Consider the following 15,088-nt stretch of genomic DNA (forward strand, 5'->3'; position numbering starts at 1 on the left):
AGGTACAGCCGGAAAAAAAAAGCCCGCCCGGGTTAGATCCGGGCGGGCTTTTTTCCATTTTCATATGCTATTCATAATAGCGGAGATTCAACCTCACATTCGGCTCTTCAGTTTCCTGAGCCTTGAACTGAATCAGCGATCCTGTAGGAGTTTGTCCAATCGGTTCAAGCATAATATCCAGGGATTCATAGCCCTCTTTTACCCACTTGGACGCCGCTTCGCTCAGGTCCAGCTTGTAGGTGGCGCCCAGCTCGGTAAAGCTGATTTTTTCACCGAAGGGTTCGCTTTTGTTCAACATCTCTTCGTAATCCCCCGCTGAATCTTCTTTCCATTCATAGCCGGGATTGATAACCCGGGGCTGGAACACGGCTTTGTCTATTTCATCCCCTTCAACACTTCTGTATTCCAGAATCATGACTGCCTCACTGATAGAAAAACTATTCTGAATAAAATCCCTCATGTCGAATGCAAACACCGCTGCAAAAGGATCTTTCTCATCCCGATACAGGCCCGCAAAGACATATTCCTTGTTGATGGTATCGCCGTTACCTCTGAGGGTTGCATCCTTGTATGGCGTCAGTTTGGTGTCCTTCTCGTCCGCACCACTGTCATCAACCCTGATGTTCACACTATATGAATCAGTCAAGTTGTCGTTATCGGTGACGGTGAGTGTAACGGTATAACTTCCCGGCTGGGTGTACGTATGGGTCAGATTTGATGATATGGTCCAAGCCAGATTGTTGATATTTGTACCTGTAACAGGTGCTGATCCGTCACCAAAGTCCCATTCATAGCTTGCCAGATCAGGATCATTGTTTTCATCCACAACGTATGAATCATTCTGGGTTATCGCGAGTACGTTCGAGTCTCCATTGATATCAAGCAAAGTTGAGTCTACGGCAAATTTCGCCACCGGAGCGGGATCTGATCCTGCATCGGTAATGCTTACATCGTGACTCGCAGTGGCTTCGGCACCCTGATCATCGGTGACGGTAACGGTTACGGTGTATTCCCCGGCACTTGAATAGCTGTGGCTTTCAGTGGCTGATCCGCTTTCAACGGTTGAACCATCGCCGAAATCCCATGCATGGTTTGCAATAGTGCCGTCTGTATCATCTGCGTTGACCGCAAAATCCAGGGATTGTCCGGTATAACCATAGTCGGGACTGCTTGCATCAAAGCTCACCGTGGGCAATTCGTTGCTGCTGCCGGCAATCACATTCACCCGGATGTCATCGGCGACTTCATCGTAGGGATCGCTCACGTTCAGTCTGATAATATAATCACCTGCCTGATCGGGTGTGAAGCTGGTGTAGAAGACGCCGGGATTGGCCAGACTGTCATCGGTGATGGCTGAAGTCTCGGGTACGGCGAAAATTTCCCAGAGATAATCCAGGGGGGAACCGTCGGGATCGCTTGAGCCCGAACCGTCAAGATACACTGTTTCGCCCAGCACCACCGTCTGATCACCGCCGGCATCAGCCACAGGTTTTTGATTTGAAACATCATCGAAGGTGCCCAGCGGGTCACAACTCATGAGAAGTAGCAAAGCCGATATCAATACTGCAAAAATAATCTGTATCCGTTTCATACTGTATCCCCTTGTTTTCGGAACCCCGGGGAACTTGATGGTAAAAACCCGGGTATTATGGTCAACTATTTATATAGTTTATCGCTTTTGCAGGTCTTTTCAATATTCTTGAGAAAATTAATCATTAATTTTTATGATATGTGCCAGCCGGATTTCCTTGAAATCTGTCCTTGCAATATATCTGAGGCCGGGATACATTCATCATTATTTTTCGGGGAGGCTTATGCATCAGAAACGGAAAACCCGGGCATACCGTTGGTTCCACGGAATTTTAAAGCTCAGCTTCGGCAATTTCCTTAAATGGCGCTACCGGCTTGAGGCCGTCGGGCTTGCAGATCTCGAATCTGTACCCGGTCCCTGGCTGGTGCTTCCGAACCATGTAATGACCTGGGATCCGGTGCTGATCTCCCTGTTCATCCGGGAGCCGGTGTATTTCATCGCTTCGGATGCCAATTTCCGGAATCCCGTAGCCTCCTGGTGGCTGCGGAGGCTGGGGGCCATTCCCACCTCCAAGCAGGCAACAGACCTTACCACCGTGAAGCAGATGCTGAGCCTTTTGAAACAGGGCCGTCATGTAGGGCTCTTTCCCGAAGGGGAGCGAACCTGGGACGGAGTGACACTGCCGATTATTCCCGCCACCGCCAAGCTTGTCCGCCTTGCCAGGCGTCCGGTGGTGGTTCCGGTTATCAAGGGCGGATACCTCAGCCTGCCCCGCTGGTCATTCAAAAGCCGCCGGGGACCTATCAGCATAGAATACAAGCTGGCAATATCAGCAGAAGAGCTTCCGAAACTTTCTCTGCAGGAAATTCAGGAGAAAATAGAGAAGGCTTTGTTTCACGACGAGCACGAATATCAGAACAGCCAGAATCTCCCCTATATCGCCCCCGCTCCTGCGGAACCCCTGCAACTGGTGCTGTTCAGCTGTCCCGAGTGCCGGAATATGAACTGCATGGAGGGTACAGGTAATCTTTTCCGATGCAGAAACTGCGGATTTACCACAGCTTTCAGTGCCTACGGGCGTTTCCGCCCTGTGAACGGTTATACCACGCACTTCGAATCCATTTCCCGCTGGGCCGACTGGCAGAATAATCTGCTCCGGGAGAAAGTTGATGAAATGCGAAACGGCAGCTCCCCGGAGACCCCCCTTTTTCATGATGAACCGGTGAACTACGCCACAGGATACAAATTCAAGTCTCTCAAACACCAGGCGAAGGGCCGCCTTCTGCTGAACGCATTAGGCATTGAGTTCCACCCTCAGGGAGGCCGGCCGCTACAGTTCCCCTGGAGTGAAATCCGGGCGCTGAATGTAGTGTATCAGAATCAGCTGGAATTTTACTACCGGAACAGCCTGCAGGTGTTCACATTTCCCGGTAAGGATACCTCAGGATACAAATACCTTGCTGCGGGGAAGCATTTCCTTACTCCTTCGGAATGACCATTGCCCGGGGGCCGAAACGCCTCGGCGTTCAGAAAATTGAATAATACCCCGTCTTCGGGGTACGTTCAGGTGACAGCCTGCCCGAAGACAGCTGTTTCAGGCTGTGACAGAACCAACCTTCTCATGTAGGAGATATTATGAAGCGAAAGAACATTGTGTACCTGGGAATTATACTGATCCTTGTAATAAGCCTCAGTTCGTGTCTTCCCGGCGACGGATCAATTGAAGCAGAGAATCCTGCAGGATTCTTCTGGGGCGTGTGGCACGGCTGGGTGGCCCCCATCAGTCTCATCGGAAGCCTGTTCACCGAAAATATCAGAGTATATGAAGTGATCAACAGCGGATTCTGGTATGATCTGGGCTTCTATATGGCAATTGTCAGCGGTTTCGGAGGATTGGGATTCGCCAGGGGCCGAAAGAAACGTCACGAATTCGAAGAGTAAAACCTTGGGAAAGGCAAACCCCAAGGGGGAGCCAAATCGGGAGGGCATCGCTCAGATGCGCTCCCAGGTCAGTGCAACTGCACCCCGTGATCGGATCTGCAGCAGTTCCACGCTGAGATCTCCGCAGAGGGCCGATAAATCCTGGATGAGTTCCGGGGCAATTTCCATATCAGCATAAAACTGCATGCTCCCCTCAAATCCGCCTCCGTGCACGCGGATTACTGAGCCGGCGCCATAGCGGTTCTCAACCATGCCTCCGGTGAAGGCCAGGTTCTGCTCATCCACCGCCCCGGCGGCGGTAAGATTCTGCAGGAAGCGCATTGATGAGCTTCCCGACTCCCGTACCAGATCCAGGTATTCCCGGATTCGATCCCGTTCAAGAGCACGGCGCATTGCATCCACCCGGGCATTCTCCCGGAAAAAGTGCATGGTTCGCAGCAGAGCCCGGTCACTGATGGCCGGATCACTCCGCAGTCGGGGCAGGCGGCGGTAGAATTCCAGTTCGGATACATCCGCAAGCCGTGCCGCTCCCATGGCCCGTGCAACGGCCTTCATTTCTGCCGGCACAGCGGCATACTCGTGGGTGAGGTCCGCATGGCTGCCGCCGCTGTTCACAATTCCCAGCACGTAGCCCCGGGAGGCGAAATCGTACTCCAGGGGATGAATTTCCGGCGTTTCCTCATTGGTGAAATCAATTTCCACAATGCCGCCGTGTGCGCAGGCGATCTGGTCCATGAGTCCCGAGGGTTTTCCGAAGTGGATGTTTTCTGCGTACTTGCCCGCCAGGGCGAGGGAAAGGGTTCCTGTCCCGCCGCGGTTGAACAGCTGACTGAAGATCAGGGCGATCATCACCTCAAAAGAGGCCGAGGAGGAGAGTCCGGACCCCGGGGGCACCAGCCCGTGCATGGAGGCGGCAAAGCCGCCGATGGCATAGCCGTTCTGGCTGAACCATGATGCCACACCCCGGATGAGGGCAGCGGTGCTCCCCTCTTCTTCGCTGCGGGGATTCAGATCTGCCAGATTCAGGCTGATTTCGTCGAAGCCCTGGGAGCGGACAATCACTCGGCCGTCTGTACGGGATACTGCCGCAGCGGCAATATCCAGGTGCACCGATGCAGCCAGGACCCGTCCCCCGTTATGGTCTGTGTGATTTCCCCCCAGTTCCGTGCGCCCGGGCACCGACAGGAGACGGTACGCCCGGGGTTCCCGGGCATCCGTACCCTGTATTTCACGGAGGGCGTCCAGAAGCATGATGTAGCGCCGGCGCTGGGCGTCCAGAACTTCGGAATCCTCCCCGCCGGCTTCTACAGAGGAATACAGGGATGCAAACTGAGTATCCAGTAAGCCATCCTGAATGAAGCTCCGGGCCTGCTGCATTGTTAATTCCATTCATTTCCTCCCTGCTAAGCCCATGCGCATTCCTTTACTACTATGAACCGCCGTTTACATGGTACGGAAAAACTTGAAATGTTCTTTCTCTATTGTGCCCAGTTCCGGCATGGGGAAGAACTTGGTTTCATCCTGGGATGCAAACATAAATCCGTGCCTGATGATGGCAAAACTGAACTGATCAAGATTGCTGTCCAGAGCAATTCCCTTATTGTGTTTGTCGATATATTTCTTCAATTCGTAAAATCCGTCCCGCAGGGTGGATGGGTGAATATTCCGCACCGGACTGGGAGCAAACGGGTTTTTTTCGAAATCATTGATGAACTCGATCAGATCAACATCAATCTGGGTGTAAAACTGTCTGGGGGCCGACTTGCTCTTGGTTGGATCGGTAATGTATTTCCCGAAGGTGGGAAAATCATGCTCAGAGAGTGCCATCATCCGCATGGGGGTGATTTCCGCATAGAGACGGATCTTGTCCTTCTCATGCTCCGCATCGTGGGGGGCCGCATCAAGCCCCAGAGCATGTCCCTCCTGGGTGACCAGGTAGAGACGCTGAATTGCAGAGAAATCCACGTGTTCAAGAACCCGGTAGGACTTGATGAACTTGGTGGCTTTGGGCCGCCCGTCCTCGTGAGGCACCAGCTCGGCATACACTTCATCAATGGGAAAATAATCGTTGCGGTAATCCGGGTCGATCTGTGCAAAGATCACCTTGCCGCTGTAATGGCGGCTGGAGCCCGAAGTGTAATGACGGGCAAACTGTTCGGGTTCCAGATGACTGCCGATCAACGCATTGTTTGGATACAAGGTCATGTAAAGATGTTTGGTATAGTCCATTTCCGCCCCCTTATTGCAGATTCTTGAGAATCGGTGCGATCACCAGAGATACCACCGCCATCACCTTAATAAGGATGTTCAGGCTGGGTCCGGCAGTGTCCTTGAACGGATCGCCCACGGTATCGCCCACAACTGCAGCCTTATGCGCTTCGCTGCCCTTGCCGTGGCTGTCTCCCGATTCTATCATTTTTTTGGCATTATCCCATGCCCCGCCGGAATTTGCCATAAAAATAGCAAGCACCACTCCGCTGGCAGTTACCCCGATGAGCAGCCCCAGGAGCATGTTCACCCCGCCCAGAAAGCCCACAAGCAGCGGCGTAACAATTGCAATAATGCCGGGGAGCATCATTTTTTTCAGTGCCGATGTTGTTGAGATATCCACACAGCGTTTGTAGTCCGGTTCTTCGGTTTCCTGGAGAATTCCGGGTTTTTCCCGGAACTGACGGCGCACTTCTTCGATCATGGCGAACGCCGCATCTCCGATTGCGCTCATGGCCAGGGAGGAGAAAAGATAGGGTATTACCGCACCCAGAAGCAGTCCGGAAATTACCAGAGGATTCAGCAGCGACACATCCTCCAGCGTGATACCCACCTGTTTCTGAAAGGCTGAGAAGAGAATGATAGAAGTGAGAGCAGCTGAACCGATGGCAAAGCCTTTTCCGATTGCCGCCGTGGTATTACCCACCGCATCCAGTTCATCGGTAATCTCACGAACTTCCGGAGGAAATTCGCTCATTTCCGCCAGTCCTCCTGCGTTATCGGCGATGGGACCATAGGCGTCCACAGCCAGCTGGATTCCCAGGGTCATAAGCATACCCAGGGCGGCGATGGCTACCCCATAAAGACCTGCAAGGAGATTACCCAGGATAATTGCGATCACGATTACAACTATGGGAAGGAAGCTTGATGCCATGCCCACCCCCATGCCGGTTATGAGAGTGGTAGCCGGACCGGTTTCACATGCTTTTACAATCTGCTTCACCGGCCGGGTTCCGGTTCCGGTATAGTACTCCGTCAAAAGACCCAGACTGAGTCCCGCAACCATGCCCAGAACCGATGCGATGAATATCCGTATATATCCGCCGAATTCAAAGCTTTCGCCACGGAGGAGAAACCATGCTGCAACGAAGGTGAACAGGGCGGAGATCGCCGCTGCGGAAAATGTTCCGGTGTTCAATGCCTTCTGGGGACTGCGGCCCTTTTTGATCCGCACAAAGCGGATTCCGATGAGGCTGGCAAGAACTCCGCTGGCCGCCAGAATAAGCGGAAAAATGGACAGGCGGAACCGGAGAAGTTCGGAACCGGCGCTGGCCGCACCCAGAATCATGGCTCCCACAATTGAGCCCACATAGGATTCAAAGAGGTCGGCTCCCATGCCGGCCACATCCCCTACATTATCACCAACGTTATCTGCAATTGTTGCCGGGTTGCGGTGGTCGTCTTCGGGGATTCCCGCTTCAACTTTACCAACAAGGTCGGCACCCACATCAGCGGCCTTTGTGAAAATACCGCCACCCACTCTGGCAAACAGCGCCATGGAACTGGCGCCCAGGCTGAAGCCCGACACGATCTGAAGGATCTGTTCCGAGAACACTTCAATGGAAAATTCGATAAACAGACCGGCCACAAACAGAATCACCAGAATTCCGAACATGGCGAGCCCCACCACACTCATCCCCATGATGCTGCCGCCGGTAAAGCTCACCTTCAGCGCCTCATTTATTCCGGTGCGTGCGGCATGGGTGGTTCGACTGTTCGCCGCCGTGGCAACCTTCATTCCGATAAAGCCTGCCAATGCGCTGGTACCCGCACCCAGAACGAAGCTCAGTGCCTGAAAACGCAGAATTCCCTGGTTAGAGACCGCGAGAAATACTGCGACAATTGCCACAAAGGGCAGCAGCACGCTGAATTCCCGGGTCAGAAATGCCATGGCACCTTCAGATACGTAACCGCTGATTCTTTTCAACCGTTCATTTTGAACCGGCTGTTTGAACACCCATCGGGTACGGTTCATCGCATAGCCCAGAGCCAGAACCGAGCCCGCCAGAAGGGCTATGAGTCCCATGTTCAGTAGCGACATAGATTCTCCTTGTAAAAGTGAGAGGTAATTCAGTCTCCCACTATAGCAGTAGTAATGATGTGTATTTTTGAAGCAACAGTGTAAACCGACTCCAGATATGAGGCAAGAAAATTGAGTATTTTACTGAGGCAATTTCAAAAAACGGCGACTTTCACCTCGCTTTTCCTCCGCCTTGGAAGCTGATATAGTTACCCCATGCATGTACATTTTCAGGATGAGTGGTCAGATGAAGACCAGGACGTTCTACGCCGGGAAGTTGACGGGCAGATCAGGCTGAGTTTCGCCTCCCCTCCGGAAGATCACAACACAGAAGTACTGGTTGCCGGCCGGCCGGATGAAAAGCTGCTGGACCGACTCAGGGGGCTGCACTCGGTAATTGTACCCTTCGCAGGTCCGCCCGGGAAAACCATGGCCATGCTGGCAGACCGGCCTGATTTGAGCCTGTACAACATCCATCACAATGCGGTTCCCGTGGCCGAACTTGCATTGGGACTGCTTCTTGCCGCCGCACGGCACATCCCCCTCCGGGACCGTTTACTCAGAACCGGGGACTGGACGGGTTCCTATCACCTTCCCAGCATGATTCTCCGGGGGAAGCGTGTGCTCATTCTGGGGCGGGGCGCCATCAGCGGGGAACTGGAAGCTCCTCTCAGGGCGCTGGGGATGGAGCTCCGCTTTATCCGCAACAATCCCCGGAACGGGGCTGAGGATGAATTCCATCCCCGTGAGCTGCACCGATTGCTGGAAGAAACAGACATTCTTATTTCCACCCTGCCGCTCAGCGATGACAGCCGGGGATTGATCGCAGAAAAGGAACTTGAACTCCTGGGTCCACGGGGCATCCTTATTAATGTGGGGAGGGGACGGGTAATTGACGAGGACGCCTTATACACGGCGCTGGCTGACCGTACCATTCAGGCCGCGGGTTTGGATGTCTGGTATCATTACCCCAGAGGAGAGGGCCGGGCCGGCAGTACCCTGCCGGGTGCACGCCCCTTCTGGGAATTGGAAAACCTGGTGATGAGCCCACATATAGCCGGGGAGTGGCCGAACCCGGAGGTACAGAGAATGCGCCTTCAAGCCCTGGCCCGGCGTATCAACGACATATTCCACAAAAACCCCGTGCCAAAGGTGGAAACTGACCGGGGATACTGAAATCCGCCGAACAGCCCTCTGCAATGGCAGATTTTTCCCCCGTATTTCAGCTTTCCAGGAATTTTCATGTTGAATTTTCTCCATTTGTAATATACTTGATAATCGAAAGCGCCACAGGTCATTCCTTATGTAAAAAGGCGCTTTTGCGCATACGAATATGTGTGGATATTCTCAACGAGTATAAATTTGATGCCCTGTCCCGAAGAGGGACGGTAACTCTATAAACCTGGAGAAAATATGAAACAGCGCGGCAAAACCCAATCCTCCCTCATACAGGAATCTTTCGAAATAGCTCCGATCCTTTATTACGGAGGTTTGCTGATCATCGGAGTGGGCGGTACGTATGGTCTCATCGTGGATGCTCTGGCGGGGAAAACGGTTTCCGTAATCAATAATGCCATTACTCTGGCTATCCTGATCGTGAGTTTCCTTCTGGTGATCACCAAACGAAGCGATAGAAATAACGGACTGGGTCTGGTGATGTATGCCACCATGTATACGTTTCTCAGCGAGATTTTCCGCGTCCTGGGAGATCCGGCTTTGCTGGAAAATCAGATATACAGCTCACTGGTAATGACGGTCAGTCTCATTGCCATTGCAGGATTTGTGGTTTCAAAATACGTCTCTATTGCCGTGTCCGTTATCACCCTGGGCTTCGTCGGCTTTTTTGTGTACAGCTACGGCAGTCCGCTGCTCCAGACCCGGATGGTATACTTTTCCCTTGCGATTGTGGGTTTGAATTACATGATTGTGTTTTACCGGGTGCAGCTTGAACGGCTGGTGAAAAACCTGCACATCAGCAGGGAGGCGGAGCGGGAAGAACGGCAGAAGGCCACAACCCTGCAGCAAAAAGCCGAGAAAGCGTTGGAACAGCTGCAGAGCGCCCAGAAAAAGATTATCGTCCAGGAAAAAATGGCAAGTCTGGGAGCCCTCACCGCCGGAATCGCCCATGAGATTAAAAATCCGCTGAATTTTGTCACCAACTTCAGCGAATCCTCCGTGGACCTGATGGATGAGTTGAAAGCCCACCTGGGAAAACTCACACCCCATCTGGAGAAGGATGACAGGGAAGATGTTGAATACCTGCTGGATGAACTTGAAAAAAACATGAAGGATATTAATGAGCACGGAAAACGGGGCGACCGGATTGTGAAGAACATGCTCATGCACTCCAGGGGCGGAAACAACAGTTTTTCACGGGAGGATCTGAACATTCTCATCGAGGAATGCGTCCACCTGGCCTACCACGGTATGCGTGCCCAGGATCAGAGCTTCAAATGCGATATCGATATGAAGCTGAGCCCCGAAGCCCCCCACATCGATATGATCCGGGCGGACCTTTCCCGGGTGCTGCTGAATCTTATGAATAATGGGTTTTACTCAGCGTATCAGAAGTACAGTGAAGACGGCAGCGGGGAGTTTCATCCCCAGCTCAGCGTATCATCCGCGTTGGTTTCTCCGGAGGAAGTCCGGATCATTATTGAGGACAACGGTAAGGGAATTCCCGCAGACATTCTGGAAAAAATCTTCACACCGTTCTTTACCACCAAACCAACCGGAAAAGGCACCGGTTTGGGACTTTCCATATCATTTGAAATCATCCGGGATGAACACGGCGGACATATGGATGTGGAAAGTGAAGAAGGAAGCTTCGCCCGCTTCACCATTGATCTGCCGGTAACCAGCAGGAAAAACCGCTGATTTTGAAAACCAGACACAGGTATAACGTACGGTACCCACGATTTCAGGAGCATATGTATGGACATATTGGTAGTTGATGATGAACCGGCAATTGTAAGACTTTTTCAGCAGCGCTTCCGCAGGGAAATCCGGGCCGGGAAGCTCACCCTTCATTTCGCCTCCGACGGCTCTGAAGCTCTGGAGATTTTTAACTCTTCAAAAGCTGAAGTTGTTATGATACTATCTGATATTAACATGCCGGGGATGAGCGGTCTTGAGCTGCTTGAGAAAATACGGGAAATGGACGACGCCATCCCTGTATATATGATCAGCGCCTATGAGAACGAGGAGTATTCACGGCAAAGTACGGAACTGGGGGCCAACGGTTTTATTCCCAAACCCCTGGATTTTGTAGGATTAAAAAAACTTCTTCAGTTGGACGAATAATATGCATAATTTTCTTGTGGTGGATGATGAGGAGAGCGTTGAGCGGTTGATCACCCAGCGCTTCAGAAAAGAAATTCGAAGCGGAGAGTACAGCTTTCACTTTGCAGGGGACGGAGAAAAAGCCATAGAAGTTCTCCGGGACTACCCCGAAATAGAAATTGTCATTACCGATATCAACATGCCCCGGATGGACGGTCTTACCCTGCTGAATCATGTGCAGGAGATTAATCCCATGGTAAAAACCATTATGGTTTCCGCCTACGGGGATCTGAAAAATATCCGGGCGTCAATGAACCGGGGAGCCTTCGATTTCATCACCAAACCCATCGACTTTGATGACCTCAGAGCCACCATGGACAAAACCATCCGCTTCGTTACCGAGCTGAAAGAGAGCCTTCGCACCATCAAGGAAAATAATCTGTTAAAAATGTATGTGAACCCTTCGGTTTTCACCGCGTTGAACGGAGGTTCCTCTGCAGCCCTTCACTCCTCTCATGCCCATACAGAGGAAGCTGCAGCCACAGAGGACGAAGCGGATTTCACCCAATTCAGCCAGAGAATTAATGCTACGGTGGCGTTTGTTGATATCTGCGGCTTCACCAAACTCAGCGAAAACCTGCCTCCGGACAGTATTTCCGCATTGCTGAATCTCTACTTTGATGAAATTGCCAGAACTGTCACCAAATATGGGGGCACCATCGATAAATTTATCGGAGATGCAGCCATGGTTGTCTTCCAGGAGGGAAGGCATGTTCTTCAGGCGGTGCGGGCCTGTCTGGAAGCCCAGAAAAATCTTTCACACCTTCTCAAGGAAGAGATCGCTCCGGGTTTCAGCTACCCGGGAATTTCCGCAGGGATCAATACCGGGGAAATGCTCAGCGGAAACTACGGAAGCCCCAGACTGGGTCGCCTGGATTTTACCGTTATCGGTGATGTGGTGAATACCGCCGCCAGGGTTGAAAGCAAGGCCGCCTGCGGTGATATACTGTTTCCCGGAAATATCAGCGGTCACATATCCGGCGAATTCGCCATTGAATCCACAGGCACCTATGATTTGAAAAATAAATCCCAGCCGGTGGAACTGTTCAGAATATCCCGGGATTAACGCTATACGGCTTTCAGGGTACAGCTCTTTATCTGTTAGTTAATTATGCCTAAAATAGGATTTAAGCGCCTTCGGAGAATCTTTCCAGAATTGTCTTTTGGAAAAGTTCTCACTGGATTACATTAAACACAACTCAGGAGTCTCCATATTATGAACACCCTTTCTGCATTTCAGGAACATGTGGGCATGAAGTATCAGATATATAACGGTTTATTTCTGAACCTGCCCTTCCCGGACGTGAAAAGTTCGGGCATTCTTCTGCCGGTTTTCACCTCATACTGTCATGATGCCCTGGAAGAAGGCACACCGCCCATAGAACTGGTGGAGGAGTTTTTCTCCCAGCGGGTGGGTACCGACTCGTTCAGAGATTTGAAGAATGATCTTTTCCGCTTCCTCAGACTGGCAGAACGTCAGGTTGTACTCTTTGATGCAATGGAGGATTCTGCCTTCACCCGCATAGTGGATACCCAGGGGCCGGGATCCATCAAGGACACCCTCAACAGGGTTGAGCGAAGCGAAATCGTGGATGATTATCAGAAACTGCTGGACGAGTACCGGGTACGTATCGTACTCACCGCCCATCCCACCCAATTTTATACCGATCAGGTGTTGAGTATTCTGGTGGACCTGGTGGATTCCCTTCAGAAAAATGACATTCAGGAGATTAACAATCTCCTTCTCCAGATGGGCAACACCCGGTTCAAAAAACAGAAAAAGCCCACGCCCCTTGATGAAGCCCAGTCTCTGATGTGGACTCTGGAAAACGTGATGTACAGCGTTATCCCAAAGCTTCATGCTCATCTTGTTGAGGATATCTGTCCTGACGAGGATGCGGCATTGAATTTGCCGTCCATTATTGAACTGGGTTTCTGGCCCGGCGGAGACCGGGACGGCAACCCTTTCGTAAACCATGAGATCACCACAGAGGTGGGGCAGATGCTCCGACGGAAGGTGCTGGGCAGTTACCTGGAAGACGCAAGGGATCTTACCCGACGGCTAACCTTCGACGGCGTACTGGAGCGCATCCAGGGCGTTGTGGACAAGCTGGACAGCACCTTGAACCCGGTGGGCAGATATCTGAATGTACAGAAGTTATATGAAGCCAAACAGGTGGACGGTAAAGTGTTCCATGTGGAAGTTTCGGATGAAGGATACAACAGCGCCGAGGAGCTGCTTGAGGAACTGTTTGAAATCCGCAGCCTGGTTATCCGGGAGCACAACGGTCTTTTTGTACAGCTTCTGAACCGGTTTATCTATAAAATACAATGCTTTGGATTTCATTTTGCCAGCCTGGATATCCGGCAGGATTCGGCGGTTCACACGTCGCTGTGCGCAGACATTCTTGAAGGAGTGGATGCAAAGCGCTGGGGTAAGCTCAAGGAGCTTGAAGGCAAGGTTCTTGACGGCAAGAGCTATGAAGACCTTAGTGATCAAAAACGGGTGGAAGCCCTCCTGCTCAGTGCAGAAGCCCTGAGCAAGCTTGAACATCAGAGCAGACAGCAGCTTCTGGAGGAGATCCTGGACAGCAGAAGCGATGCCATCAGCAGGGACTGTCTCCAGAGTTTCAAGGCGATCCATGAAATCCAGTCACGAAACGGGGAGAAAGGCGCCCATCGTTATGTGATCAGTCACACCGAGCGTTCAAGCCATGTGCTGGAAGTGTGGTTCCTCTCCCTTCTCAGCGGTTTTGATCCGGATATACTTCCCCTGGATATTGTACCTCTGTTTGAAACGGTGGAAGATCTCCACAATGCACCGGGGATTATGAACCGTCTCTATGAAATTCCGGAGTATTCACGGCATCTGAAAAATCGGGACCGTCATCAGCACATCATGCTGGGATTCTCCGACGGTACCAAAGACGGCGGATATGTAACAGCCAACTGGGAGATCTACAAGGCCAAGGAAATCCTCACCCAGACTACCGGTGATCATGGCTTCAGGGTGCTGTTTTTTGACGGCCGGGGTGGTCCTCCTGCACGGGGCGGCGGCAACACCCACAAATTTTACCGGGGTCTGGGAAGTAAAATTGACTCCAAAACCATTCAGCTCACAATTCAGGGACAGACCATCAGCTCCAGTTACGGCACCGAAGATATTGCCGCCCATAACCTGGGCCAGCTGGTGAGCGCAGGTCTTGAAAACAACCTCTTTCCCTCCGACAGCATGTACCTGAACGAAGAGGAGAGGGATCTCATCGAGCGTCTGTCGGAACGGGCGAACGCCCACTACATGGCATTACGAAATCATCCGAAATTCCTGCCCTATCTTGAGCATATGACCCCACTGAGCTACTACGGTCGAACCAATATCGGAAGCCGGCCCAGCAAGCGCAGTAAATCCGGACCATTGAACCTGGATAGTCTCAGAGCCATCCCCTTCGTCGGTGCCTGGAGCCAGATGAAGCAGAACATTCCCGGCTACTACGGCCTGGGGACAGCGCTGGAGGAACTGATCAAACAGGGTGAGCAGGAAAAACTTCAAAAGCTGTACCATAACAGTCTCTTTTTCCGAACCCTGATGGAAAATTCCATGCAGAGTTTGAGTAAATCCTATTTTCCACTCACTTCCTACCTGAATGATGATCCCGAGTACGGCGAGTTCTGGAATATTCTGAAAAGCGAGGCGGAACTCAGCACGAAAAATCTTTTCGCCATTACCGGCCAGAACAGCCTGCTGGATACCGATCAGGTGATCCGGGAATCCATCAGGATGCGTGAGCGTCTGATTCTTCCGGTAATCGTCATTCAGCAGTATGCCCTGCAGAAAATCCGTCAGCTTCAGGAAGAGGCCGGAGTGGAAACCCGGCGTTTCGTGGAAAGCGACCGGGAGAAACAAAAGGACGTTCTGGAAAAGCTGATCATCAAAAGCCTGATGGCCTCCATCAACGCATCCAGAAACTCGGTATAGGTCCGTGTCT

Annotated in this window: 11 protein-coding genes; 7 read left to right on the forward strand and 4 right to left on the reverse strand. The window is 51.9% G+C overall.

Annotated features, from left to right (window positions below):
• Window positions 1-67: 67 nt before the first annotated feature.
• Entirely contained in the window at window positions 68-1,591 is a 1,524-nt protein-coding gene (locus L21SP2_RS17430) for a PKD domain-containing protein (RefSeq protein ID WP_024268849.1), read from the reverse strand.
• A gap of 223 nt (window positions 1,592-1,814) precedes the next feature.
• Here L21SP2_RS17430 and L21SP2_RS12255 point away from each other — a divergent pair, with 223 nt between their 5' ends.
• Window positions 1,815-3,026 (forward strand): lysophospholipid acyltransferase family protein, encoded by a 1,212-nt coding sequence (locus L21SP2_RS12255; RefSeq protein ID WP_024268850.1) that lies wholly within the window; start codon window positions 1,815-1,817, stop codon window positions 3,024-3,026.
• A 140-nt stretch (window positions 3,027-3,166) separates the two neighbouring features.
• Window positions 3,167-3,472: a hypothetical protein gene (locus tag L21SP2_RS12260; RefSeq protein WP_024268852.1), complete on the forward strand. Its 306-nt coding sequence runs from the start codon at window positions 3,167-3,169 to the stop codon at window positions 3,470-3,472.
• 51 nt (window positions 3,473-3,523) lie between these two features.
• Here the strand turns inward: L21SP2_RS12260 and L21SP2_RS12265 are convergent, their stop codons facing one another.
• The 3 genes from L21SP2_RS12265 to L21SP2_RS12275 are packed head-to-tail and all read right to left on the reverse strand — an operon-like array spanning window position 3,524 to window position 7,781.
• The gene (locus L21SP2_RS12265) at window positions 3,524-4,861 is read right to left on the reverse strand and encodes a galactokinase (RefSeq protein WP_024268853.1); all 1,338 of its coding nucleotides are present in this window, start codon (window positions 4,859-4,861) and stop codon (window positions 3,524-3,526) included.
• A gap of 54 nt (window positions 4,862-4,915) precedes the next feature.
• Window positions 4,916-5,701, reverse strand: a complete 786-nt coding sequence (locus L21SP2_RS12270) for a hypothetical protein (RefSeq protein ID WP_024268854.1) — start codon at window positions 5,699-5,701, stop codon at window positions 4,916-4,918.
• Window positions 5,702-5,711: 10 nt separating this feature from the next.
• Complete coding sequence (locus L21SP2_RS12275; RefSeq protein WP_024268855.1) at window positions 5,712-7,781, reverse strand: sodium-translocating pyrophosphatase; 2,070 nt, start codon at window positions 7,779-7,781, stop codon at window positions 5,712-5,714.
• A 195-nt stretch (window positions 7,782-7,976) separates the two neighbouring features.
• Here L21SP2_RS12275 and L21SP2_RS17435 point away from each other — a divergent pair, with 195 nt between their 5' ends.
• From L21SP2_RS17435 to L21SP2_RS12300, 5 genes are all read left to right on the forward strand, one after another.
• Window positions 7,977-8,936 carry an NAD(P)-dependent oxidoreductase gene (locus L21SP2_RS17435; protein WP_024268856.1) on the forward strand — a complete coding sequence of 320 codons (960 nt, stop codon included), beginning with the start codon at window positions 7,977-7,979 and terminating at the stop codon, window positions 8,934-8,936.
• Between the two features lie 237 nt (window positions 8,937-9,173).
• Window positions 9,174-10,637 (forward strand): sensor histidine kinase, encoded by a 1,464-nt coding sequence (locus L21SP2_RS12285; RefSeq protein ID WP_024268858.1) that lies wholly within the window; start codon window positions 9,174-9,176, stop codon window positions 10,635-10,637.
• Between the two features lie 57 nt (window positions 10,638-10,694).
• Window positions 10,695-11,063: a response regulator transcription factor gene (locus L21SP2_RS12290; RefSeq protein ID WP_024268859.1), complete on the forward strand. Its 369-nt coding sequence runs from the start codon at window positions 10,695-10,697 to the stop codon at window positions 11,061-11,063.
• A 1-nt stretch (window position 11,064) separates the two neighbouring features.
• Window positions 11,065-12,168, forward strand: a complete 1,104-nt coding sequence (locus L21SP2_RS12295) for a response regulator (RefSeq protein ID WP_024268860.1) — start codon at window positions 11,065-11,067, stop codon at window positions 12,166-12,168.
• A 150-nt stretch (window positions 12,169-12,318) separates the two neighbouring features.
• The gene (locus L21SP2_RS12300; protein ID WP_024268861.1) at window positions 12,319-15,078 is read left to right on the forward strand and encodes a phosphoenolpyruvate carboxylase; all 2,760 of its coding nucleotides are present in this window, start codon (window positions 12,319-12,321) and stop codon (window positions 15,076-15,078) included.
• Window positions 15,079-15,088 lie beyond the last annotated feature (10 nt).

The organism is Salinispira pacifica, assembly GCF_000507245.1.
GTDB lineage: Bacteria > Spirochaetota > Spirochaetia > DSM-27196 > Salinispiraceae > Salinispira > Salinispira pacifica.

Bases quoted from the DNA above. Each gene is read 5' to 3' on its own strand.
- L21SP2_RS17430 (WP_024268849.1), bottom strand. From the start codon at position 1,591: ATGAAACGGATACAGATTATTTTTGCAGTATTGATATCGGCTTTGCTA.
- L21SP2_RS12255 (WP_024268850.1), top strand. From the start codon at position 1,815: ATGCATCAGAAACGGAAAACCCGGGCATACCGTTGGTTCCACGGAATT.
- L21SP2_RS12260 (WP_024268852.1), top strand. From the start codon at position 3,167: ATGAAGCGAAAGAACATTGTGTACCTGGGAATTATACTGATCCTTGTA.
- L21SP2_RS12265 (WP_024268853.1), bottom strand. From the start codon at position 4,861: ATGGAATTAACAATGCAGCAGGCCCGGAGCTTCATTCAGGATGGCTTA.
- L21SP2_RS12270 (WP_024268854.1), bottom strand. From the start codon at position 5,701: ATGGACTATACCAAACATCTTTACATGACCTTGTATCCAAACAATGCG.
- L21SP2_RS12275 (WP_024268855.1), bottom strand. From the start codon at position 7,781: ATGTCGCTACTGAACATGGGACTCATAGCCCTTCTGGCGGGCTCGGTT.
- L21SP2_RS17435 (WP_024268856.1), top strand. From the start codon at position 7,977: ATGCATGTACATTTTCAGGATGAGTGGTCAGATGAAGACCAGGACGTT.
- L21SP2_RS12285 (WP_024268858.1), top strand. From the start codon at position 9,174: ATGAAACAGCGCGGCAAAACCCAATCCTCCCTCATACAGGAATCTTTC.
- L21SP2_RS12290 (WP_024268859.1), top strand. From the start codon at position 10,695: ATGGACATATTGGTAGTTGATGATGAACCGGCAATTGTAAGACTTTTT.
- L21SP2_RS12295 (WP_024268860.1), top strand. From the start codon at position 11,065: ATGCATAATTTTCTTGTGGTGGATGATGAGGAGAGCGTTGAGCGGTTG.
- L21SP2_RS12300 (WP_024268861.1), top strand. From the start codon at position 12,319: ATGAACACCCTTTCTGCATTTCAGGAACATGTGGGCATGAAGTATCAG.